Below are 20955 nucleotides of genomic sequence, written 5' to 3'. Positions count from 1 at the left end.
GCGAACACACCCGCGATATGATCCGGCGCGACAAGTAGGGGGCGGAGCAGGAGGCAACTCGATCACGTTGTCCGCGGCGCAGCTGTTCCGACTTGAAAGGCCTTCAGACGGGCGCGTAGCTTGAGAGCCAACACATAACCTCCGGAGGCCCCATGCGCTGGCTCTTTCGCGCTCTCGCTCTCGTCGTTCTGATCGCCCTGAGCCTCGGGGGGGCGCTCCTGCTGATCCCGTCGAAGAAGATCGCCCAGATCGCGGAGGCACGGTTCGAGGCCGCAACCGGGCGCAAGATGACGCTGAGCGGGTCGGTCCATGCGACAATCTGGCCGCAGCTCGGGGTGCGCACGGGGCCGGTCGAGATCGCGAATGCGGATTGGTCCAAGGACGGGCCGATGCTCTCGGCCAAGGGGCTCCAGATCGGTGTCGATCCAAGCGCGCTGATCGGCGGCGAGATCCGTGTCTCGAAGGTCGACGTGCTCTCGCCGAACATCCTGCTTGAGCGGCGCAAGGACGGGACCGGGAACTGGGAGGTCACGCCACCGGCCACGGTCACCGGGGGGCAGTCAGCGAGCCCGAGCCCGAGCCCGAGCCCGGGCAAGGGCGGCGGGATGACGGCTTTCAGTCTCGACAAGGCGGAGATCAGCGACGGTTCGGTGCGGTGGATCGATCATGCGAGTGGCCAGCGCCTTGCGCTCACCGGCCTCGATGCGAGCCTCGCGCTTCCGTCCTTCGACGGTCCGGCGAACCTGGACCTGACGGGGCAGGCCAACGGTAAGGCGCTGAAGGTCAATGGCACGCTCGGAAGTTTCGCGTCCTTCCTTGCGGGCGATCCGGCCCCCACCGATCTTGCGCTGACCCTCGACGCGTCGTCGATCGGCTTCAAAGGCACGTTTGGGACGGCACCCTTGGCGGCAAAAGGGGCGCTCACCGCAAGCGTCAAGGATCCAACCGCGCTGGCTGCGATCTTCGGACAGACCCCGCGAGATCTGCCGAAGGGGCTGGGGAGTGACACGATTACCGCGAAGGGCGATGTGACACTGGGCGCGGATGGCGCGATGCAACTGCGCGGTGGCAAACTCACGCTCGACGGCAATGCGCTGAGCGTGGCGGGCGATCTGTCCTTCGCGAAAGGCAAGCCGCGGATCGATGCCCAGATCGACGCGGGCGCGCTTGATCTCTCGGCGCTGACCGGGGCGTCGGGCAAGGCTGGCGCAGGCGGGTCCTCCTCCGGCTCTGGCTCTGGCGCCAGTGGCTGGTCAACCACGCCGATCGACGCCTCGGGCCTGAGAGCGCTGGATGGCAAGATCGCGCTCGATGCGAGTTCCATCGATTTCGGCACTGCCAAGCTGGGCCCGACCAAAGCGCAGATCACGATCGAAAACGGCCGCGCGGTTGCGGATCTGCGCCAGGTCTCGGCCTATGGCGGCAGCGTCACCGGGCAAGTGGTGGCCAATGCGCGCAACGGCTTCTCGGCCTCCGCCGATCTGGTGGCAAAGGGCGTCTCGATGCAGCCGCTTCTGACCGATCTCGCCGATTACACGCGGTTGGATGCGAAGGCGGATCTTGCGGTGAAGCTCCTGGCCTCGGGCAACAGCGAGGCCGCGCTGGCGCGCTCGCTTTCGGGCTCGGGCAATGTCGCCTTCGGCAAGGGGGCGCTGGAGGGTCTCGATCTTGTGGGGATGCTGCGCACGCTCGATCTGAACTACGTGGGGGAGGGGGCGAAGACGATCTTCGATCAGATTACCGCAAGCTTCACCATCGCCAACGGGGTGCTGTCGAATGACGACCTTGCGCTGAAGGCGCCGCTTCTGAGTGCTGCGGGCAAGGGGCGGGTCGATATCGGGGCGCAGAGCCTCGATTACACGGTGACGCCGACCGCGCTCAGCAAGGCCGATGGCACGGGTGGGTTGAAGGTGCCGCTCTCGATCACGGGGCCCTGGGCGAAGCCGAAATTCGGCCTCGATATGAAGGCGCTCTCGGGCGACAAGGTCGATGCCGCGAAGCAAGACCTGAAGGCGAAAGCGGAGGCCGAGATCGCCAAGAAGCTCGGGATCACGCCGCAGGAGGGCCAGAGCACCGAGGATGCCGCAAAGCAGAAGCTCAAGGAGGAGGCCGCGAAAGGTTTGCTGAAGCTCTTCAAGTAGGCGGGCTTACTGTTCGTGGCAGTGCTTCGTTCATGACAAGGGGCCTCGAGATGTTCACCCCGCGTGTCTGCTGGATGGGATCGTCTCATCCAGACCGTCGATCGCTCCCAGTTTCGGCAGGGGGGCTGGAGCGATTTGCTTTGAGAAATGCGCAAAATGCCTCCACGCCCCCTTATCGTCCGCTATCCGAGCCCCATTCCCGACAGGTTTGACCTGTCCGGATGTGGCGCGCTTGACGCATTCCCCTATCCCGGACTACCGTCTCCCCATGAACACGAAAACCACTACGTTGGAGATTACCTGCTCGATATCGTGAGCTGCGCCCGTAACCGGGTGCCTATCGGTGTCGAGATTTCAATCAGGTCATTTTCAAGCGATGGTGGTCGCCATGACGCAGAAGCGCGTTCAGATTCTCTATAAAAAACCTCTCTCAGCAAGCCTGGCCCGGTCAACGGTCACGAGCAAAACAAATACCGCTTTCGTAAAGCGGTGGGGTCGCATGTTCCCGAGCGACGAGTCTCGAGATGATTGCGGTGACATTTTCGACGATCCGTCGAAAGAGTGGCGTGAGCGAAATAAGCGTGAAAATCAGAGGATTTATCGCGCTGTCGAGCGACTTGTCGATCAGAAATTCAGGAGCACTTTCGAGGTCGACAAGAATATCAGCGACACGTCCGTCAAACGGATGCATCACCTTTATACGCATGGCGCTAGACTTGCGGGGCCGGAAGCCGCGGAGTCCGTTTATGATCTCGCGGCGGTGTTGCATGCGCAGGCGCCTTGGCTTGCAGAGGTGTCGACCTCGATCATGAACCAGGGGCTCGCGCATATTGCGGCTGGAGGCGTCGGGTTGCGCTTCGACCCGATGATCCTCGTCGGATCGCCCGGCTGCGGGAAGACCCATTTCGCGCGGCTTGTTGCTGAATTTGCGCGCACGCCGCGCGCGATCATCGACGTGGGGGCCGGGGGTGCCGGGTTCCGGATCGCAGGCGTTGAACATGGCTGGTCCTCTGCCAGGTCAGGAGTCCCGGTCGAGTTGATCTCGGAAACCGCGGTTGCGAACCCGGTGATCGTTGTAGACGAGGTCTGCAAGGCGGGCGGCGCCATGCACTCTGCAGACAGGTCGGCAACGTCTCTGACAACATCGCTGCTACAGGTCCTTGAGCGGTCGAGCGCAGAGCACTTCGTCTGCCCGTTCTTGCGCACGCGCTTCGACCTTAGCCATGTGAACTGGATCCTGACCGCTAATTACGAGCACCAGATTCCCGCGCCGCTTCTCGACCGGTGTCAGGTGTTTCGTGTCGATGTGAGCAAGCCTGAGCACCTCGTGGCGTTCTTCAACCGTGCGGCCGGAGACGATGCCGAGCCGGGAGAGCTGGAACGCGTGGGCGCATTCATCGAGGAGATGTGCGATGCCGGGCGTCCTCCGAGCCTGCGGCAGATCGGGCGTCTTGCGAAAACTCTGCGCGCAACCAGACGCGACATGTTGATGTGATTGCCGCCAATTTCATCGGGAAGCGAGGAGCGGAAAGAATGACGAAAGCTCTGATCGTGGCGGATCTTCACTTGGATATGTGGTCAGAAGCCGGTCGAGATGCGCTTGCGGATCTCGATTTCCGCAAAGTGGACCTGATGATTGTCGCCGGGGATCTCACGAACAAGCCGAAGGTCAGATGGAAGCAGGCGTTCGAGAGGATCGGGCAGCAGGTCGATCTCGAGCGCGTGTATGTCGTGCCTGGAAACCACGACTATTATCATCACGCGCTTGACGGTGATGACCGGCTCGAGCAGATCGCGCGCGACGCTGGGGCAAACTTCGCGCAGAAGCGAGAGATCATCCTAGGGAGCAAGCGATACCTTTGCTGCACGCTCTGGACGGACTTCCAAAAGGGACCTGGAACTCTCGAGAGTCGGGATCATGATGCCCGGGCGAAGATGAACGATTACCGCTACATTCGCGTGGCGTCAGCTGGATACCGCAAGGCTCGGCCGGCTGATACGATCGCGAAACACCGCGAGCATCTCTCATGGCTGCGCTTAAAGCTGGCAGAAGGCTTTGACGGAGAAACCGCGGTTGTCACACATCACGCTCCGATCATCGATGTGCTCCCGGCCGGCCAGAAGCTCAGCTGGTGCTATGCGAGCGATCTGAAGGATCTCATCGTCGAATATAGGCCGAGCGAATGGTTCTTCGGGCACACGCATCACCGGACTGAATTCATGATCGGGAGAACGCGGCTCGTAAACGTGTCGGTTGGCTATCCGATGCAGAACATGGGTGGCGCTGCCGAAGGTAAGAAGCGTCGGGTCCGACTGTATCCGAAGGGGCGTCGAGTGTGAGTTCAGCTTTTTCGTGGGAAAGAATGGGGCGCGTGGTTTGGTGCCTTTGCCGGTGAAACCTCGGTTTCAGTGATAACGCTGATGATTGTGTTGGCGAGATCTATGCGTCTAGACCAGCGAGCCGACCGTCCCGGCGCCTAGCTGTGCTGAAAGGCGCAGGCCCCTCCCTTTTGCTCGGGCCTAAGCGATCGCCACCCAGAGAACATGGAGGGCCATGTAGATGACGATCAGAGACCCTATCGTATAAAAGGTCGCCCGGACTTCGTGGGTTTGGCGCGTGGCATAAGCCAAGAAATGCGCAAGTCGTGTGGCAACGAACCCATACATCAGAGCCTGCGCGAGCCAAAGTGCGGGGTCGACCATGATGAACAGGAACCCCGCGACCCAGAAGGCTGGAATGTTCTCCAGGTCGTTTCGATGCATGCGCCGAGACCGATCAACATAGTCGTTGATCTCAAGCTGCGCCGGGTCGGGCGCCTTATTGAGAAGACCACTTTGAACGTCCTCCGGGCTCGCAAGCCCGGAGTTGGTTTTCTGCATCCGGTAGACCGTCATCCAGCCCTGGCCCATCACTTTGAGCACCATCAGAGCGGCTGCAATCACGTAAGTCGCAAAGACCGGATTTTCCAAGCTCAACAGGGCCATCGCATTCTCCATGGACCGCTCATTCGGGGCGCGTCACGCCGACGGAACGGCGCCTCTTCAAGCTGTCAGATCGTCGAGCTTGGCATCTGGTGCATTATTTTTCACCGATGTGATGCCATTCTCGCGGGCGGCTTCGCTGCTATAGGCTTCGCTGGTCCCGATAACCTGCCCGTTGGTGGCCTTGAGGTTGAACATCGGTTTGCCCGACGTCGTGGCCTTGCGCTCATAGCGCTGGTCCTGCGGCGCGTTCTTGCGCACGGATGCGATGCCCTGTTCGGCGCTTGCCTTTTGCTTATAACCCTCGCTGGCAAGGATGGTCTCACCGTTCCCGGCTTTCAGTCGAAAGCGGTATTCGCCCGCCTTGTCCTTATAGAGTTCGAATTTTCCAGCCACCTGTCTGTATCCTTTTGAAAACTGCTTACGCGATCAATGTGAAGCGAGCAGTCCTTCGTTGGCAATGCCTTTCGGATACCCCCAATCGCCCACACGGCCAGATTGCAGGGCCATTCGTTCGGCGTTGAGCGCAATCAATGTGGCGATGCGCCATCGCTGTGATGCTGAAGCGTGAACACCGAGGGAGTATGACATGGTCAAGAAAATTCTCATCGCAACCGACGGTTCGGACGCGTCAAATCGCGCGGTGGAGCTCGGAGCGGATATCGCCGCGCGCTTCGGGGTGCCGGTCGTGCTGCTCCATGTTCTTTTGCGCGATCACCTCTCGGAGGGGCTGCGGCACATGGCCGAAGTGGAATACGAACCCGCGGAGGGTGGTCGGACCCTCTTCGAAGCGGTTTCGGCGCTGCCCCATGCCCGCTTCCCCCTCGCGGATCTCATACCGAAGAACGCCCAGACCGAGGACGAATTGCTGCGTGCCGTGGCAAAGCGCATCCTCGACGTCGCCGAACGCACGTTGCAAGATAATGGCGTGGAGCGCGTGGAAAGTCTGACCGCGGATGGCGATGCCGCCCGCCGGATCGTCGAAGCTGCCGGGGACACCGGCGCGGACATGATCGTGATGGGCGCGCGGGGGCTATCGGACCTCAAGGCGCTGATTGTTGGAAGCGTTTCTCAAAAGGTCCAACATCTGTCTCCCGTGACCGTCGTGAGCGTCCGCTGATCTCGAGACATGGCCTGAGCGGAGGCGGCGGCCTCGATGGGCAACCGAGCAGAGCGACGATCGCTGGCGTAATCGCCATCCTCTGATTATGCGCTCGGGACCATGCCCATGGGCCGACATCAAAATCAGCCCATGGTTCTCGTTCTTCGTGGTCGCGAAAGTTCAGTGGACCGTCTGATTTTGTGCCGATCTGAACTTCGAAATCAGAAGGAGATATGCATCGACGCTCTCACTTGTTGGCTATGCGCGGAGGCGAGGTCCGAGGTGAACTGATAGCCCAGCTCGAAGTCCATGTTCTGATCTACCGTGCCGCGCAGCGACAGCCCGAGGGTCAGGGCATCCTGCGATTGCGTATCCCCGGCGAAGGAGTAATCCATCGTTCCGAGATCGGCGTAACCGAGAGTTTGCGTGAAGCCACCATTGAAAGCATGCCGGTATTCCAGCTGCGCGCCGGGTGTCAGGGTCCCCCAGTCGCGACGCATGTCATATTCGGCCGTGATCCCGATGACGCTCGAAGCTGTCGTGTTTTCGAGCTTTCCGTAGTCTAGCGCCCAAACCGACGAGCCGGTTTCCGAGTAGCTGTCCAGCGACAGTTTCACCACGTCGAGGCGGCCATAGCTCGACGTGCTCCATCGTCCCAATTGCCCGAGTTGCGATAGGCCGAGCGAGCCGAAGAGCATATGGCCGCCGCGCTCGCCCGAAAGCATCACGCCGCCGTCGGTCGAGTAACGGTGTTCCCGGAAGTCCAGCTTGCCATAACCGCCTGTCGCATCGAGGAAGAGATCGGGCTTCATCTGCCATGTGGCGTAGAGCGAGACGGTTTTCGCCCGCGAGCGCGACTTGCTTCCATCCGGCCCGAAGGTCGTCCGGTTATACCCGAACCCAAGCGCGGCCCCCGCGGCCATGTCGCTGCCGAAGACCCGGTCGACCCCGAGCGTGATTCCTTGCGTCGAGAGCTTGTTGGTGTAGCCCCCATCGACCTGATCCCTGCCGAAATCGAGCGTGCCTGTCGCCCAGATACGGTAGGGCAGATCAGAGCCGTTCTGTGCGGGTTGCAAAGCGCGGGAAACGAGATCGATGACCTGCTCCGGCTCCGAGGAGCTCTCCGAATTGGTGGCGGCCGGATCGAGCAGGTAATTCGTGCTCGGCGTGGTCGCCCCTTGGGCTGCCGAAGCCTCCGGCGCACCGCCTGTCCCAGCAAAGGCTTGGGATGTCGTTCCCCAACCGGTGCGGCTTCCGCCCGAGCGCAGCATGCCATGAAGCGTGTCGAGACGCCGATGGGTGTTGTCGATCTGGGTTTGCGCGAAGCGGTGCGATGTCGAAACCTGCGAGACGATCATGCTTCTCACGGTCGGATCGAGCTCAGGGGCAGGGCGACCGTTGACGGCCAGGGACTGTGCCGCCGAGCTTGCGGGCGCATTGGCGGCATCCCCGGAGTAATCCGCGGTGATCGAATGCGAACCCGTCGAGAGCGTGCGCGTGGTATAGCTCGCCGTCGATCCGGATAGTGCGACCGTCGCAATCGCGGTGCCACCGTCGCGGAAGATGATGTTGCCGGTGGGCGAGGCACCGCTCGTCACACTCGCCGTCATCGTGACCGGAACGCCTTGCAGCGCGCTGCTCGACGAAAGGGTCAGCGATACTCCGGTCGCGGCTTTCGAGACGGTAAAGCCCGCGTAGCTTTGTTGATCGGTATTTCCCGCGCCATCTTTCACCTGCACCGTGAAATCATAGGACCCGGCCGTTGTCGGCGTCCCGCTCAGGACACCGCCACTGCTCAGGCTGATATTGGACGGAAGGGTGCCCGAGGCGATCGAGAACGTGTAAGGCGCATTGCCGCTCGTGGCGGTGATCGTCTGGTTGTAGGGCGTGCCGACCATTGCGCCGGGCAGGCTCGTGGTGGAGATCACCGGCGAGGCAGCCGTCACGTTGAACGCGTAGTTTTGCGTGCCGGAATAGGGCCCCGTGCCGGTCGAGCTGTCAGTGGCGGTGACGGAAAAATTGAAGCTACCATAGCCCGTCGGCGTGCCGGAAAGCACGCCGCCTGACGACAGGGTCATGCCAGTGGGCAAGGTGCCGGAGACGGAATAGGAATAAGAGCCCGTGCCGCCACTCGCGGTGATCGTCTGGCTGTATGCCGTATTCTGCGCCGCATCGGGCAAGGTCGTTGGCGCCACGGAGATCGTCGGTTGGTTTACGGTCAGCGTGTAGGTTTTCGTGGCGCTCGCCGGTGATCCTGTGCCGGTGCTGCTATCGATTGCCTTCACTGTGAAGGAAAAAGTGCCGCCCGCAGTCGGTGTGCCCTTGAGGGTCCCGGAGGTCGTGAGGTTCACCCCCGCAGGCAGGGATCCCGATTGAACTGTAAACGTGTAGGGTGCGATGCCGCCACCGGCCTTGATCACCTGACTATAGGGGCTCCCCACGTTCGCATTGGTAAGAGAAGCTGGCGAGATAATGCTTATCGTCGCTGAGGCGATCGTCAGCGTGAAGGACTTCGTCACCTTGAAGGGCCCGTTCCCGGTGCTGGAATCGGTGCCTGCGACAGTTAACTGGAAAGTGCCGCTGACCGTGGGTGTGCCGGAAATCGTGATGGATGTGCTGTTGAAGGCTGTGACGCTAAGACCAGCGGGGATGCCGAGGATCGAATAGCCGATATAGGGGGCCGTGCCACCCGAGAAGGTGAAGGTCTGGCTGTAGGTCTGTCCGACGGTTGCGCTTAACGACCCGCTGGCGGCGATGCTCAGGGTGGGATTGCTCACGGTGATCGAGGCGGTCGCCGCGTTCGAAGTTCCGGTGGAATTGGTGCCGGTATAGGAAAAACTGTCCGCCCCGGCATAGCCGGCGGTGGGCGTGTAGCTGATCGAGGTGCCGCTGACGCTGGTCGTCCCGTGGGATGGCTGCGAGGTCACCGCAACCGATGTCGGGGTGCCGCCGCCGGAAAAGTCGAGGGGGATGCTGTTGGCGCTGCTGCCATAGGCAACCGTCTTCGAGACCGCGCCGGCCACCGGGGCTGCGGGCCCCGAGCCGGTGTAGGCCACGGTGATAATGCCGCCGTTATAGGTTGCCGTATCGAGCCCATTGACCGTGATGATCGGGATGATCTCCAAATTCGACGTGTCGCTCGACGTCGTTACATAGCGCGCCGTGCAGGTGACCGTTGCGTTCGTCTGGTTCGTGCCTGCCGGGCAAATTGTCTGAACCGAGCCGGCGGGAAACGCCTGAAAGGTGATCGAAGCGGAATTGTAGGCGTAAGAGTCCGTGTTGAAGGTGACGCTCAAATCAATGGTCTGGCCTGCGCCGGAGAAGGTCGTGGGAGATGCGGTCGGCGTGCCCACGAAGGTGACGGCGGCGGCGGCCTGCCCGAAGAAGATCAACGCCGTTGCGATCCCGAGGGCACGCAGCGCTGTGCGCATTTTTTGGTCCAAGCGGCTGGCTGGATTGTCGCTCTGAGTGGATTTGGCGATTGCCGTAGCGGCAGGTTCACGACATGCGACAAGACGCGCGAACAGGCGCGCAAGCTTGTTGAAAGCTTCCATCTGAAATTGTCCCCGTTTGGCCCCCACAGGCCTGAATTTATTGATTTTCGGCGCGTTGACGTAACGTGCGTCTCATCCCTGTTTTCAATCAGGTGGATAAGTTCGTGGCTGTCAAATCACTAACGTGATTATCACCGATACGTGAGCCTGGCATTTCTCGCCAAGGCGGTATCTTCCCGGTCGGATCGCAGGGTTTCGCTGCGGTTAGCCCGGATGGCCCGATACCCTCTTTCTCGGTGACACAACTCGCTTCAGTCGCTGGCCTGTCTATGCTCGCGGAAGATCGTGAAAACGCCGCTCGCGATGATGATCGCCGCGCCCACGACCGTCATCGCATCGGGGCTCTCACGCCAGATGAGCCAGCCAAAGAGCGTCGCCCAGAGCAAACCGGTGTAGTCCAGAGGCGCCACGACGACCGCAGGCGCGAAACGGAAGGCTTGCGTGATCATCGTCATCCCGGCGGTGCCGAATATCGCGAGCCCCGCGAAAAGCCAGAGATCCTCGGACCGCACCGGCACCCAGACGAATGGCACGATCAGCGCACTCAGCAGCGCGCCTGCGCCCGTCAGGTAGACAAGCAAAGTCCACACGCTCTCGCGGCTGTCCACCCAACGGGCACTGAGCATCAGCAGGGCATAGACAAGTGCCGTCGCGACTGGCAGCAGTGACACCAGCTGAAACGTCGCGCCGCCCGGGCGGATGATCACGAGAACCCCGAGAAACCCGACCAGCACGGCGAGCCAGCGCCGCCAACCGACCTCTTCCCCGAGGAAAGCGGCTGAAATCACGGTGATGAAGAAGGGGGCGACGAAGATGAGCGCGGTCGCCTCTGCCAGACCGAGATGGATGAAGCTGGTGAAGAACATCATTGCGGCCCCAACCCAGAGCGCACCGCGCAGCAAATGCGCAAGCGGCCGGTGCGACCGCAAGGCTTTGGGACCACCGAAGAGCAGCGCGATCACGATGGTGGCCGGCAGGGCGATCACGTTGCGCAGGAATAGGATCTGCAGGGGAGAATAGCCGGCGGTCAGTGCTTTCGCGAAGGCGTCATTGGCGCTCAGACAGGCCACGCCCACGCACATCAGGAAGATGCCCTGCGTGTAAGGTCTCGGCGCGTTGGAAATCGCAGAGCTCATCGTTGCCTCCCTGATTGGACCAGCCCTACGAGGAGGGTTCAAACGAGCCAGACCTACACTGTCGGGGGGAGCGCGGAAAGCGCGACATGGTTCTTTGGAGTTCGCCTGCTGGATTAGTTGCCCCTTTCTCAGAGCTTCAGCTTGTATCCGACATGGGTCGGTTCAAATCCCAGACGGTCATAGAAGCGGTGCGCGTCCGGACGGGCCTTGTCCGTGGTGAGCTGAACCAACGAACACCCGCGCGCCCGGCATTCGTTGATCGCCCAGGCAAACATCGCTTCACCGAGCTTGCCGCCCCGGTGATCGCGCGAGATCCGCACCGCCTCGACCTGTCCGCGCCAGGCGCCCTGTCTGGCGAGGCCGGGCAGGAAGCTGAGCTGCAATGTTCCGACGACCGCTCCCTTGCGCTCGGCAACGACCAGCAGCTGGTTCGGGTCGTTTTCGATTGCGGAAAAGGCCGCGCGGTAGGCCTCTGGCAGGCGCGCGCGCAGATCCTCGCGCGTGGCCCCCAGCGGATCGTCGGCCAGCATTTCGACGATCTCGAACAGATCGGTCTCGCGGGCCGGGCGGATGGTCAGCGGTGTATCGATCATGGTCTTGTCCTCCTTCAAGCGCGGCAGATCCGAGCGCGATCGCCCCCACCCGAACCCCGTCACACCTGTCCGGCCACCGTGACGGTCGCGCCGAGGTACCCGATCGAGGCGGCCAGTGCGGCCACCCAGCGCAGATGGTTCCAGCGGGTCCAGTCGCGCGTGTAGCTGGACCAATAGGCATGTGCGTCGGGGCTTCGGTGCTCCATGCCGTCAAGACGCTGATTCATCGGCACGTTCCTGCGGGCGGTGACCGCCACGACACCGACGATGTAGAACCCGGCGGCCGCGGCGAGTCAGAGCGCCACGTCAGGTTCCGCAAGGAATATCCCGACGACGGCGAGCAGGATCGAGACGAAGGCCAGCCCGAGCAGGAGCGTGGCGAATAGCGACCGATAGACCTCACGGTTTATCATCTGCATCGCTTCGATCCCGGCTGCGAGTTCGGCCCGTCCAAGCGCGCGCATCACGAAATCGGAGAAGGTGAGAAACACACCTGCGACGAGGCCCGTGGCAAGCGTTGCGGCGACGAGGCTGATTTCGAAGAGTTGTTGGATCATCGGGGTGTCTCCTTTTGGAGCGTTCGGTTGGCGATGGCGGCGATGGCGCGGTGCAGGTGGCAGAGAGCGATGAAAATCAGCCCTTTGGATGCCATGCGCTGTCCAACTCACCGGGCATATCGATCACGCGCGCAAGCGCCGCGCCGGCACGGCAGGCTCAGCGCGCGGGCTGCGCCGCCGAGAGTCCGGGTGCCCGCTGCCAAAGGCGGCGGCGGAACGCGGCGAGGCAGAGCGCGGCGAGGATCAGTTCCACGACGAGGGCACCGATCACGTTGCCCGAGGGCATCCCGTCCGCGATCAGTCCGACCAGCCGTCCGACCGGAAAGGCGATGAAGACCGTCAGGGCCGCAGCCATGGAGACGGGCAGGGCTGCCTGCCGCCAGATGCCGAGGAGCATCAGAAGACCGAACCCCGCGAGCCCGGCGCCGGGTGCGCGCAGTTCGCTCAGCAGATTGGCGTCGTCGCCCAACGTGATGCCGTAGCTGGCGTAGAAGGCGTGCGGCACGAACAGGATCAACGCGCCGATGGTGAGCGCGGTGAGGCCGGAGAGACCGAGCACGATCTTCTCGAACAGGGTGGGTCTCATGTCATGTTCCTTTCGTGGGGATGTCAGGCAGCGCTTGTCCAGGCGCCGGTACGGGCGGCGGCCCGGGCGAAATCCGTAAAGTCGCGGGGGCCACGGCCGAGCGCGCGCATCACGCCGTCCGCGGTCTGGGCGTTGCGCCCGTCCAGCGTTTCGCGCGCGATGGCCGTGAAGACGTCGGCGACGAAGTCGCCGCCAGCCTGCGCGACGGCCTCGTGGAACGCCTCGAAGCTGATCGGGATGTGCCGGATCTCGCGCCCGGTGGCCCGCGATAGCTCGCCCGCCATGTCGGCAAATGTCATCAGCCGCGGTCCCGTCAGCTCGTAGAGTTCGCCCTTATGGCCGTCTTCGGTCAGCGCGGCGACGACGACCTCGGCAATGTCGTCGATGTCGATGATGGGCTCGGCGATATCGCCGCCGGGCATCGGAAGAACGCCGGAGAGGACCGGGTCGCGAAGGTAGCCCTCGGAGAAGTTCTGCGCGAACCAGGCGGCCCGGACGATCGTGAAATCGATGCCGGACTTGCGCACCACCTCTTCGCCCAGCCGGGCGTGGTGTTCGCCGCGACCGGAGAGCAACACGAGGTGTTCGACGCCAACGTCGCGGGCCGTCTCACAGAGGGACTCGAGCTTTTCCACCGCTCCGGGGAAAGCAAGGTCAGGAAAGTAGGTGACGTAGGCTGCCCGGGCCCCGCGCAGGGCTGGCGCCCAGGTCTCCGGCGCGTCCCAATCGAAGGGCGTTGCAGAACTGCGCGAGCCGCGGCGCACGGGAAGGCCCCGCGCCTCGAGGCGGTTGGCGACACGGCGGCCGGTCTTGCCGGTTGCGCCGATGACGAGAATCTCCTGATCTTGCATGGGCTGTGTCCCTGGCTTCGGTTTCGATAACCAAGGGATAAGCGGGGGAGGCCGCGCGGTCTTGACCGGTGAGGCCAGCCTTTTGACCGCCGTCGCCAACGCGCCCGTCAGCGGTGGGTCATATCCTTGCGGTAGCTCGCCGGCGTCGTGCCGACCCAGCGCTTGAACGCGCGGGTAAAGGCGCTCTGCTCGGAGAACCCGGTGAGGAACGCGATTTCGGCCAGTGAATGGCTCTCGTCGCGCAAGAGCCCCTCGGCGAGGTCGCGGCGGGTTTCTTCGGTGAGGCTCTGAAAGTTCACCCCGTGCTCGGAGAGGCGCCGGTGAAAGGACCGAGCACTGAGCCCGAGACTGCGGGCGATCTCGGCCATTTTGGGTGCGCCCTCGCTGAGGGCTTGGGCGATTGCGGTTTTCGCCTGCAAGACGAGCGCGGGCTCCTGCGTGATCTCGGCCATTTCCGCGTCGAGATGCTTTGTTAGATATCTCGAAATGCCCTCGTCCCCAAGAATATTGGGCCGGGCCAGCGTCTCGTTGTCATAGAAGATCGCGTCGAGATCGGCCCCGAAGCGCACCGGACAGCCGAACCAGTCTTCGTGTGCGGTAATCGAGCGCGGAGCGGGATGCCGGACAAGCACTTCCACGGGCGCGAGGGGCACTGGAGAGACCTGCCTTGCGATGGACACGGCGCTCGCAAGGGTCGCCTCGTTCGACAGCCGCATCCCGAGGCGCCGCTCGCCTTCACGGTGCAGGATGAAGAGGGTGCCCCCGGCCTCCGGCCGCAGCTCGTATTCGACGACGCTGGTCCAGAGGCGCGCGTAGCGTTCGACCCGCGCGTAGGACGCTCCGAGCGTCGTTGCGGCCTTGAAGGCCAGTCCAAGCGCACCGTATTCATCAAGCCGCATCGAGGCGCCCGTACGCAGCGGAAGATCCGTCACGTCGATCTGATCGGCAATTTTCTCGAGCATGTCGTAGTAACGCTCGGCGGAAACCATCCGCCCGGCGTTCCAGGGATCGTCAGGAGTAATCCCGACGCTGGCCAGCATTGCGGCAGCGTCAACGCCACCGCCCGCTGCGGCGACGATCTTGCGTGCGAAGAGAGACGTCACATACCCCATGCCCCGTATCCTACGGTGCGCGTGGTGAGCCGCCAAGCTCACGTTGGCCCCGAGCGCGCGGCGGGCAGGGTGGCCTCTTTTCGCCGGCCCTTCCATCCAAAATGAGAGTGCGGAAGAAAGATCCCGGCCCAATCCGGACCTTCGTTGCTGAAGCTGATGTCGCGACGCGGCTTCGTCTGAGCCGACATTCCCGCCTCCGGTTTTGAAGGTCGAATTTTGGGTCGAGTTCATGCAGCGCAAGACGACCCACCTTGGAGAGAAGTGAGCGTCTTATATCGCTACATCGAGCCGCAGCTGGTCGATATCCTTCTTGGGAGGATTTCCGAACAGCCGGGAGTATTCCCGGCTGAACTGCGAGGGGCTTTCATAGCCAACCTGGAAGGCCGCGCTGGCTGCATCGAGATGGTCGTTGAGCATCAATTGGCGCGCCTCGTTCAGACGGAGCCATTTCTGGTATTTGAGCGGGCTCATCGTGGTGAGCTCGCGGAAATGCTGGTGAAAGGTCGAACTGCTCATCTGTGCGCGGGCCGCGAGGTCGTCCACCCGGAGGGGCTCGGCATAGTTGAGCTTCATCCAGTTGAGCAGGGCGAGAATGCGTTGGTTCGGGCTACCGGCGGCGACGAAGGACCACAGACGGTCTCCCTGATCGCTGCGCAGGAGCCGATAGTGGATTTCCTGCCGGATCAGTGGCGCAAGAACAGGGAGGGCCTCGGGATCGTCCAGAAGCGCCACGAGCCGCTCGAGCGGGGCGAGAAGGTCAGGGGTCATGGTACCCACCGCGATACTGCTGCGCTTCTTTGCCTGAGAGGGCGGTGGCGTTACGTTGCGCGCGACCATCTCGGCCAGCATCCTCTGGTCGAGTTTCAGGACTAGCCCGAGGCAGGGCCGTTCTTCGCTCGCCTCGATGATCTGCGTCTGCCCGGGGATTTCCAGAGAGGTGATCAGAAAGCCGGACGGGTCGTATCGATGCGGCGCGCCGCCCACGAACATCTGCTTGGCCCCTTGCGCCACGACCAGAAGCGCGGGTTCGACCAGGCAGACATCCGGCTCGGTCGGGCGCGTGCGCCGGAAGAAGCTCAGATCCGCAAGTGGGGTCGAGACATCTTCCGAACCCTCTGCCCATTGCTCGATCATCGCGGCGAGGGCTTCGTGCGAGTGTCCAAATCGGATGGTCTGCTCATTCATCGGCATGATGCCCCGTCTGAAGGTCGGAGCCGCCCTCAGACGGCTCCGAGCATTTTATCACAGGTTCTCGGTGAAGAAGCTGGTGAATTTGTCGAAGGGGATCTTGTCGACCTGATCGTAGAGATCGGTGTGGTTCGCATCTTCGACGATGAACAGCTCTTTCGGTTCGGCCGCAGCGGCGTAAGCCGTCTCGCTGAAATAGAGCGAATGCGCCTTGTCGCCGTGAACGAAAAGGCTCGGACGCGGCGAAATCTCGTCGATATAGGTCAGGAGCGGCATGTTCATGAACGACAGGGGCGTCGTCAGCGTCCAGGATGCGTTCGAGTTGACCGACCGGGGGTGGAAGCCGCGCTCTTCGGACTTGTAGTAACCGGCGTATTCCACGACGAATTGCGGCTCGCCGCCCTGAAGTTCGAGCGAGACCGGGCCATAGGCCGGAGCGCCGTTTTCCGCATCGACCCAGCGCTGCTGACCGAGCGCCTCGAGAGTTTCCGCGCGCTGCTCGGGCGTGGTGCTGTCGAAGTAGCCTTTGGCCATCATCCGGCTGATGTCATACATCGTGGTGACCGCCACGGCCTTGACCCGCTTGTCCACCGCGGCTGCGTTCAGGCCCATACCGCCGAAGCCGCAAATGCCGAGGATGCCGATGCGCTCGCGATCGACCGACTCCAGCAGACCGAGATAGTCGACGGCGGCGCTGAAATCCTCGGTGTTGATGTCGGGCGATGCGACATTGCGCGGGCTGCCGCCGCTTTCGCCTGTGAAGGACGGGTCGAATGCCAGGGTCACGAAGCCGCGCTCGGCGAGCGTCTGCGCGTGGATGCCGGAGGATTGCTCTTTCACGGCGCCAAACGGGCCGCTGATCGCGATTGCGGCGAAGGGGCCGTCTCCCTTGGGGGCGTAGAGATCGCCCGCCAGCGTGATGCCGTAGCGGTTGGTGAAGGTGACCTTGCTGTGGTCGACCTTGTCGCTTTTCGGGAAGGTTTTGTCCCAGTCTTGCGTGAGTTCCATCATGTGTCCTTTCGAGATCGACGCGCCAATCTGCTTAGCGGCGTTGCACTCGAAATAAGTCCCGAAGGCCGGAGACAGGTATATCATTCCGGGGGTATTCTTGCCTGATCCTCCGAAAGCGCATTTTCTTTCGCTTCTCTGGTTGCGAGATGTCGTTTCAGGATGCCGTTCCCATCGGAACGGCGCTGTCGCGCTTTCTGCCCAAGGCACTCTCGACCCGAAAACTCCCGCTGCGGATGCTCCAGAGTCCTCAGGCACAGCACGGGTTTCATCGGTCTCAGCTCGTTTCCCGAATTTACAAATCGAAGTTTTCAAGAAACTGCCCTAAATACGCCAAAAGCATCGGCGAAGAGTTGCAAGATGTGGTCAGGAGGCGAGACATGGATAATCTGCGTAAGATCGAGGACCTATTGCAACGTCTGAACCGGGTCTGCGATTGGACATTCGCGTTGGGCCTGCATGTTCGCTTTGCTAGTCCGACCCTTAGCTATCTCACCTACCCAAAAGAGTGGGTCGATTACTACACTGAAAAAGAGCTCGTTTTTGTGGATCCGACCGTCCGCTGGGCGATCTCCAATCAGGGCATTTGTGACTGGGAAGATCTCGCCGACGGTGACCAGAGTGACGTGTTCGGCGCCGCCGCGCGTTTCGGATTGCGCTTCGGAAAAGTCATTGCGCTTGGGGAGCTGGACCGCTCGCTCGGTTTCTTCGCCCATCCGTCTCGTCCGATCACGCAGGACGAGATCGAGCAGGCTCAAACATTGATGCAGGAGCTTCACGATGTGACCCGCGATGCGCTGGACATGTCCGAGGAGGAGCTTGAGAAATTGCGTCAAATTATCGTGCCAGCGTAACTGGTCGTTTGAAGACCGGGCGCACTACGGTCGGGGCGCGTCGCCCGTCTCGAGCCCGGCGCGGCTATCGTTCTCGTGTCGGTCTGGGCCAGGCAGCGAACGAACCGTCCGCGCGTTGCCAATAGCTTCCGTGCCCGACCTCTCGTCGGCTTTCACCCCGGCATATGGGCTGACGATCCTCGCAGAGACTGCGTTCCCCCACAGGTTGCTGTTTCGGCGGCAGTGAGGCTGACGGCGCACAAGTGCTGGCAGGGTGAAAGATCCGCGAAGGAGAGGCGACACCCCAAGCTGATATGGGGGCGGGCGCGACTGCGTTCTCGATAGGGCCGCTCCCTTCGCTCGCAATTGCTTCACGCAAAGGGGAACGGGCGCGACTTCAATGTCGATGCGGAACACGTATCTTTATAAGTGGTCTGGGGGCAGGCGAGCGACCGTCAAATCGAAGTCACCGGGCCGGGAGCCCGCAAGGAATATCAGGAGGTCCCCAATGACGAGCAGGAAGTTTACAAGCGCACTTTCAGGCACCGTTCTCGCTGTGCTGCTCAGTTCGACCGCGGCATCGGCAGGCTTTTTCTCGAGCTTTTCGCAGCCTCGCCAGATCCCCGCGAACGCTCATTTTCACGATGGCACTTGGACCGGGTCTCCGGTCCGCCAGTATTACGGCTATGTGCAGGTGCAAGCCCATGTGAAAAATGGGAAAATCGCCTCCATCGATATCCTGAGATCGCCGACGGATCGCAGGACGAGCCGCTATATCAACAGCAAGGCGCTGCCGATGCTCGAACGCGAAATCGTCATGGCGCAGAATACCAACGTCTCCTACATTTCCGGCGCAACGCTCACCAGCCAGGCGTTCCTGAATTCGGCAAATGATGCGCTGCTGAAATCGCTGAAATAGTCCGGCCATGACCGTCGAGACGCGGATCATCATGGGAATGCCGATCACGCTCGACATCCCGAATTCCGAGGGCGCAGACATTCACGAAAGGGTGTTCGACGTCTTCAATGACGCCGATAAACGCTTCAGCCCCTTCCGCCCTGACAGCGAAGTTTCGCGCTTCAATTCGGGCGAGATCGATGCACCCGCACTCAGTTCCCAGATGCGCGACGTCCTGAAGATCGCCCATGACATGCAAGAGATCACGGACGGGTATTTCGACATTAGGCGCGAGGATGGAACCATCGATCCTTCCGGTGTCGTGAAAGGATGGGCGATCCTCGGTGCGGCCCGACTGCTCGAGAGAGACGGGTTCGAGAATTTCTGCATCGACGCGGGCGGAGACATTCAGGCCGGCGGGCGCGATGCGCGCGACCGCGAGTGGTCGATCGGCATTCGTAACCCCTTCGATCCGCGCCAGATCGTCAAGGCGATCGCGCCAAGGGGGCAGGGCGTGGCGACGTCGGGCAACTACGTCCGTGGCGATCATATCTATGATCCCCATGACCGCGCCGCCCGCATCGAAGGCCCCGTCAGCATAACCGTGATCGGGCATGACGTTCTCGTCGCGGACCTACACGCCACGGCGGCCTTCGCGATGGGCGAGCAGGGCATCTACTACATCGAAGCCCTCGATGGCGTCGAAGCCTACCAAATCCACCAGGATGGAACGGCCGTGCAAACGACCGGTTTCAAGGAGTTTGTCTTCTCATGATGAAACTGATCAGGCGTTCGCTGAATGGCGTCACGATGTATCGATTGATGGTCTATTATCTCGGAATCCTGTTTCTGGGCGGGATTGCGGTCGGCATGATGGGAGCGGCTTTCCTCGACCCTGTCGGGCTTGTCATGTCGCTCGTGCTGTCTGTCGCGAGCGCCTGGGTGACAAACCGGCTTTTCAGCTTTTTTCTGAAGCTGCCGACGAATGCGGAATCCGTCTATATCACGGCCCTGATCCTCGCGCTCATCATGCCGCCAGCGGATTTCGCCGATCCGATGACACTGGCTGCGATAGTGCTCGCGTCGGTCGTCGCGATCACGTCGAAATTCATCTTGACGCTCGGGCATAAGCACATCTTCAACCCGGTGGCGATCGGCGCGGTCGTTGCGGGGGTAGGGCTCAACACCCCGGCCCTGTGGTGGGTCGGGGGCACGCCACAGCTGTTGCCTCTGGTGATCCTCGGCGGGCTGCTCGTTGTCTACAAGATCGAGCGCCTCGGCATGATCGCTGTCTACATCCTGTCCAACCTCGCCGCCGTTCTGCTGACGACGCCGCCGGACATGATGGGAATGGCGCTGCAACAGACGCTCCTCTATTCGCCGCTGTTCTTCGCGGGCTTCGCGATGCTGACGGAGCCGCTGACGGCTGCGCATGGTCGCTGGTCGCGGCATGTCTACGCCGCCATTGTCGGGGTTCTGTCTTCCTCAAATATCCATATCGGGACGATGTACTTCTCCCCCGAAATGGCCTTCCTCGTGGCGAATATCTACGCCTGGGCCGCAAGCCCCAAAGGTCGGTTCAAGATGAAGCTGGTCGGAGTCGAGGAGATCGCCGCGAATTGCTACGAATTCGTCTTTCAGTCGGATCGCGCCCTGAAATTCCGGGCGGGCCAGTATCTCGACTGGACGCTGGGGCTGTCGGGGTCGGACAAGCGCGGCAACCGCAGGCCCTTCACCATCGCCTCCGCGCCCGGGGCCTCGGTCGTGCGGGTTGGGGTCAAGTTCAGCCCTCATGGCAGCGCGTTCAAGCAGGGGCTTCTGCGGATGCAGGAAGGCGATACGATTTACGGCTCCCAGATCGCGGGCACATTCGTCCTGCCGCGGCAGCGCGAGAAGAAGCTTCTGTTCATCGCAGGCGGAATTGGAATTACCCCGTTTCGCAGCATGATCGCCGACCTCCTCGAACGCGGTGAGAAACGCGATATCGTTCTGGTCTACGCGAACAGGTCAGCAGACGAGATCGCCTATCGAGAGCTTCTGACACGCGCGCGCAACGAATTGGGGATGAAGGTGGTCTACGCGGTGTCCGGAGAACCCGGCTCCGCCATATATGACGATGTGACGCTGGTGCAGGGCCGGATGGACGAGACGAACTTGCGCGAATGCGTTCCCGATCTGGACGAACGGCGCGTTTATGTGTCCGGTGCGAGCACCATGGTCTCCGGGTTTCTGAAGATGCTGCGCAAATGTGGGGTCCGTCGCAGATGGATTCACACCGACGCCTTTGCCGGGCTGTGATGGCGGCGGTCTCGTTCTGGAGTGTATGCCGCGCGGTCTTGAAACCCTCGATGAGAGCGGAATGAGCCGGTGGATGCCGGATCTTCCGGTGCAGGCCGGAGTGTCACGGGGACGAG

Annotated in this window: 19 protein-coding genes and 1 pseudogene; 8 read left to right on the top strand and 12 right to left on the bottom strand. The window is 62.0% G+C overall.

Features of this window, described 5'->3' with window-relative positions:
- Positions 1-152: 152 nt before the first annotated feature.
- The 3 genes from BMI89_RS02625 to BMI89_RS02615 all read left to right on the top strand — a co-directional run bounded on the left by BMI89_RS02625 (position 153) and on the right by BMI89_RS02615 (position 4481).
- A complete protein-coding gene (locus BMI89_RS02625; RefSeq protein ID WP_078569725.1) occupies positions 153-2141 on the top strand; it encodes an AsmA family protein in 1989 nt (662 codons plus the stop codon).
- Between the two features lie 388 nt (positions 2142-2529).
- Positions 2530-3636, top strand: a complete 1107-nt coding sequence (locus BMI89_RS02620) for an AAA family ATPase (RefSeq protein WP_168176763.1) — start codon at positions 2530-2532, stop codon at positions 3634-3636.
- Between the two features lie 38 nt (positions 3637-3674).
- On the top strand, positions 3675-4481 hold the full coding sequence (locus tag BMI89_RS02615) for a metallophosphoesterase (RefSeq protein ID WP_078569723.1): 807 nt from the start codon (positions 3675-3677) through the stop codon (positions 4479-4481).
- A gap of 180 nt (positions 4482-4661) precedes the next feature.
- Here the strand turns inward: BMI89_RS02615 and BMI89_RS02610 are convergent, their stop codons facing one another.
- Complete coding sequence (locus BMI89_RS02610) at positions 4662-5126, bottom strand: MAPEG family protein (protein ID WP_078569722.1); 465 nt, start codon at positions 5124-5126, stop codon at positions 4662-4664.
- Between the two features lie 57 nt (positions 5127-5183).
- Positions 5184-5519, bottom strand: coding sequence for a YegP family protein (locus BMI89_RS02605; RefSeq protein WP_078569721.1), 336 nt, complete (start codon positions 5517-5519; stop codon positions 5184-5186).
- Positions 5520-5712: 193 nt separating this feature from the next.
- Between BMI89_RS02605 and BMI89_RS02600 the strand changes: the two genes are divergently transcribed.
- Positions 5713-6243, top strand: coding sequence for a universal stress protein (locus BMI89_RS02600; protein ID WP_078569720.1), 531 nt, complete (start codon positions 5713-5715; stop codon positions 6241-6243).
- Between the two features lie 203 nt (positions 6244-6446).
- Here BMI89_RS02600 and BMI89_RS02595 read toward each other — a convergent pair whose 3' ends face one another.
- The 10 genes and pseudogenes from BMI89_RS02595 to BMI89_RS02550 form a co-directional block, all read right to left on the bottom strand.
- A complete protein-coding gene (locus tag BMI89_RS02595; protein WP_168176762.1) occupies positions 6447-9656 on the bottom strand; it encodes an autotransporter domain-containing protein in 3210 nt (1069 codons plus the stop codon).
- 374 nt (positions 9657-10030) lie between these two features.
- Complete coding sequence (locus tag BMI89_RS02590) at positions 10031-10915, bottom strand: DMT family transporter (protein ID WP_078569718.1); 885 nt, start codon at positions 10913-10915, stop codon at positions 10031-10033.
- A 128-nt stretch (positions 10916-11043) separates the two neighbouring features.
- Positions 11044-11526: a GNAT family N-acetyltransferase gene (locus BMI89_RS02585; RefSeq protein ID WP_246831954.1), complete on the bottom strand. Its 483-nt coding sequence runs from the start codon at positions 11524-11526 to the stop codon at positions 11044-11046.
- Between the two features lie 41 nt (positions 11527-11567).
- Positions 11568-11786, bottom strand: a pseudogene (locus BMI89_RS02580) (anthrone oxygenase family protein); the annotation flags it as partial.
- Positions 11787-11801: 15 nt separating this feature from the next.
- Complete coding sequence (locus tag BMI89_RS02575; RefSeq protein WP_078569715.1) at positions 11802-12065, bottom strand: hypothetical protein; 264 nt, start codon at positions 12063-12065, stop codon at positions 11802-11804.
- Between the two features lie 157 nt (positions 12066-12222).
- Positions 12223-12651 (bottom strand): DUF4345 domain-containing protein, encoded by a 429-nt coding sequence (locus BMI89_RS02570; protein ID WP_078569714.1) that lies wholly within the window; start codon positions 12649-12651, stop codon positions 12223-12225.
- 23 nt (positions 12652-12674) lie between these two features.
- Positions 12675-13502, bottom strand: coding sequence for an NmrA family NAD(P)-binding protein (locus tag BMI89_RS02565; protein WP_078569713.1), 828 nt, complete (start codon positions 13500-13502; stop codon positions 12675-12677).
- A 107-nt stretch (positions 13503-13609) separates the two neighbouring features.
- Positions 13610-14614, bottom strand: coding sequence for an AraC family transcriptional regulator (locus BMI89_RS02560; protein WP_078569712.1), 1005 nt, complete (start codon positions 14612-14614; stop codon positions 13610-13612).
- A 270-nt stretch (positions 14615-14884) separates the two neighbouring features.
- The gene (locus BMI89_RS02555; protein WP_210402132.1) at positions 14885-15799 is read right to left on the bottom strand and encodes an AraC family transcriptional regulator; all 915 of its coding nucleotides are present in this window, start codon (positions 15797-15799) and stop codon (positions 14885-14887) included.
- A 57-nt stretch (positions 15800-15856) separates the two neighbouring features.
- On the bottom strand, positions 15857-16810 hold the full coding sequence (locus BMI89_RS02550) for an alpha/beta hydrolase (RefSeq protein WP_210402131.1): 954 nt from the start codon (positions 16808-16810) through the stop codon (positions 15857-15859).
- 380 nt (positions 16811-17190) lie between these two features.
- On the opposite strand from BMI89_RS02550, the gene BMI89_RS02545 reads away from it, so the two are divergent.
- The 4 genes from BMI89_RS02545 to BMI89_RS02530 all read left to right on the top strand — a co-directional run bounded on the left by BMI89_RS02545 (position 17191) and on the right by BMI89_RS02530 (position 20839).
- Positions 17191-17664 (top strand): autoinducer binding domain-containing protein, encoded by a 474-nt coding sequence (locus tag BMI89_RS02545; protein ID WP_078545647.1) that lies wholly within the window; start codon positions 17191-17193, stop codon positions 17662-17664.
- A gap of 487 nt (positions 17665-18151) precedes the next feature.
- On the top strand, positions 18152-18562 hold the full coding sequence (locus BMI89_RS02540; protein WP_168176760.1) for an FMN-binding protein: 411 nt from the start codon (positions 18152-18154) through the stop codon (positions 18560-18562).
- Positions 18563-18569: 7 nt separating this feature from the next.
- Positions 18570-19316 carry an FAD:protein FMN transferase gene (locus BMI89_RS02535; RefSeq protein WP_078569708.1) on the top strand — a complete coding sequence of 249 codons (747 nt, stop codon included), beginning with the start codon at positions 18570-18572 and terminating at the stop codon, positions 19314-19316.
- The gene (locus tag BMI89_RS02530; RefSeq protein WP_078569707.1) at positions 19313-20839 is read left to right on the top strand and encodes a hypothetical protein; all 1527 of its coding nucleotides are present in this window, start codon (positions 19313-19315) and stop codon (positions 20837-20839) included. Before BMI89_RS02535 ends, BMI89_RS02530 begins: the two co-directional genes overlap by 4 nt.
- Positions 20840-20955: the final 116 nt, after the last annotated feature.

It is taken from the genome of Thioclava sp. F36-7 (assembly GCF_002020075.1).
GTDB lineage: Bacteria > Pseudomonadota > Alphaproteobacteria > Rhodobacterales > Rhodobacteraceae > Thioclava > Thioclava sediminum.
Note: the sequence above shows the minus strand (reverse complement) of the source record. Positions and strands in the feature narration are given on the sequence as shown.

What these genes read in the sequence shown, in the direction of transcription:
- BMI89_RS02625 (WP_078569725.1), top strand. Translation starts at nt 153, where the DNA reads ATGCGCTGGCTCTTTCGCGCTCTCGCTCTCGTCGTTCTGATCGCCCTG.
- BMI89_RS02620 (WP_168176763.1), top strand. Translation starts at nt 2,530, where the DNA reads ATGACGCAGAAGCGCGTTCAGATTCTCTATAAAAAACCTCTCTCAGCA.
- BMI89_RS02615 (WP_078569723.1), top strand. Translation starts at nt 3,675, where the DNA reads ATGACGAAAGCTCTGATCGTGGCGGATCTTCACTTGGATATGTGGTCA.
- BMI89_RS02610 (WP_078569722.1), bottom strand. Translation starts at nt 5,126, where the DNA reads ATGGCCCTGTTGAGCTTGGAAAATCCGGTCTTTGCGACTTACGTGATT.
- BMI89_RS02600 (WP_078569720.1), top strand. Translation starts at nt 5,713, where the DNA reads ATGGTCAAGAAAATTCTCATCGCAACCGACGGTTCGGACGCGTCAAAT.
- BMI89_RS02595 (WP_168176762.1), bottom strand. Translation starts at nt 9,656, where the DNA reads ATGCGCACAGCGCTGCGTGCCCTCGGGATCGCAACGGCGTTGATCTTC.
- BMI89_RS02590 (WP_078569718.1), bottom strand. Translation starts at nt 10,915, where the DNA reads ATGAGCTCTGCGATTTCCAACGCGCCGAGACCTTACACGCAGGGCATC.
- BMI89_RS02575 (WP_078569715.1), bottom strand. Translation starts at nt 12,065, where the DNA reads ATGATCCAACAACTCTTCGAAATCAGCCTCGTCGCCGCAACGCTTGCC.
- BMI89_RS02570 (WP_078569714.1), bottom strand. Translation starts at nt 12,651, where the DNA reads ATGAGACCCACCCTGTTCGAGAAGATCGTGCTCGGTCTCTCCGGCCTC.
- BMI89_RS02565 (WP_078569713.1), bottom strand. Translation starts at nt 13,502, where the DNA reads ATGCAAGATCAGGAGATTCTCGTCATCGGCGCAACCGGCAAGACCGGC.
- BMI89_RS02560 (WP_078569712.1), bottom strand. Translation starts at nt 14,614, where the DNA reads ATGGGGTATGTGACGTCTCTCTTCGCACGCAAGATCGTCGCCGCAGCG.
- BMI89_RS02555 (WP_210402132.1), bottom strand. Translation starts at nt 15,799, where the DNA reads ATGAATGAGCAGACCATCCGATTTGGACACTCGCACGAAGCCCTCGCC.
- BMI89_RS02550 (WP_210402131.1), bottom strand. Translation starts at nt 16,810, where the DNA reads ATGGAACTCACGCAAGACTGGGACAAAACCTTCCCGAAAAGCGACAAG.
- BMI89_RS02545 (WP_078545647.1), top strand. Translation starts at nt 17,191, where the DNA reads ATGGATAATCTGCGTAAGATCGAGGACCTATTGCAACGTCTGAACCGG.
- BMI89_RS02540 (WP_168176760.1), top strand. Translation starts at nt 18,152, where the DNA reads ATGACGAGCAGGAAGTTTACAAGCGCACTTTCAGGCACCGTTCTCGCT.
- BMI89_RS02535 (WP_078569708.1), top strand. Translation starts at nt 18,570, where the DNA reads ATGACCGTCGAGACGCGGATCATCATGGGAATGCCGATCACGCTCGAC.
- BMI89_RS02530 (WP_078569707.1), top strand. Translation starts at nt 19,313, where the DNA reads ATGATGAAACTGATCAGGCGTTCGCTGAATGGCGTCACGATGTATCGA.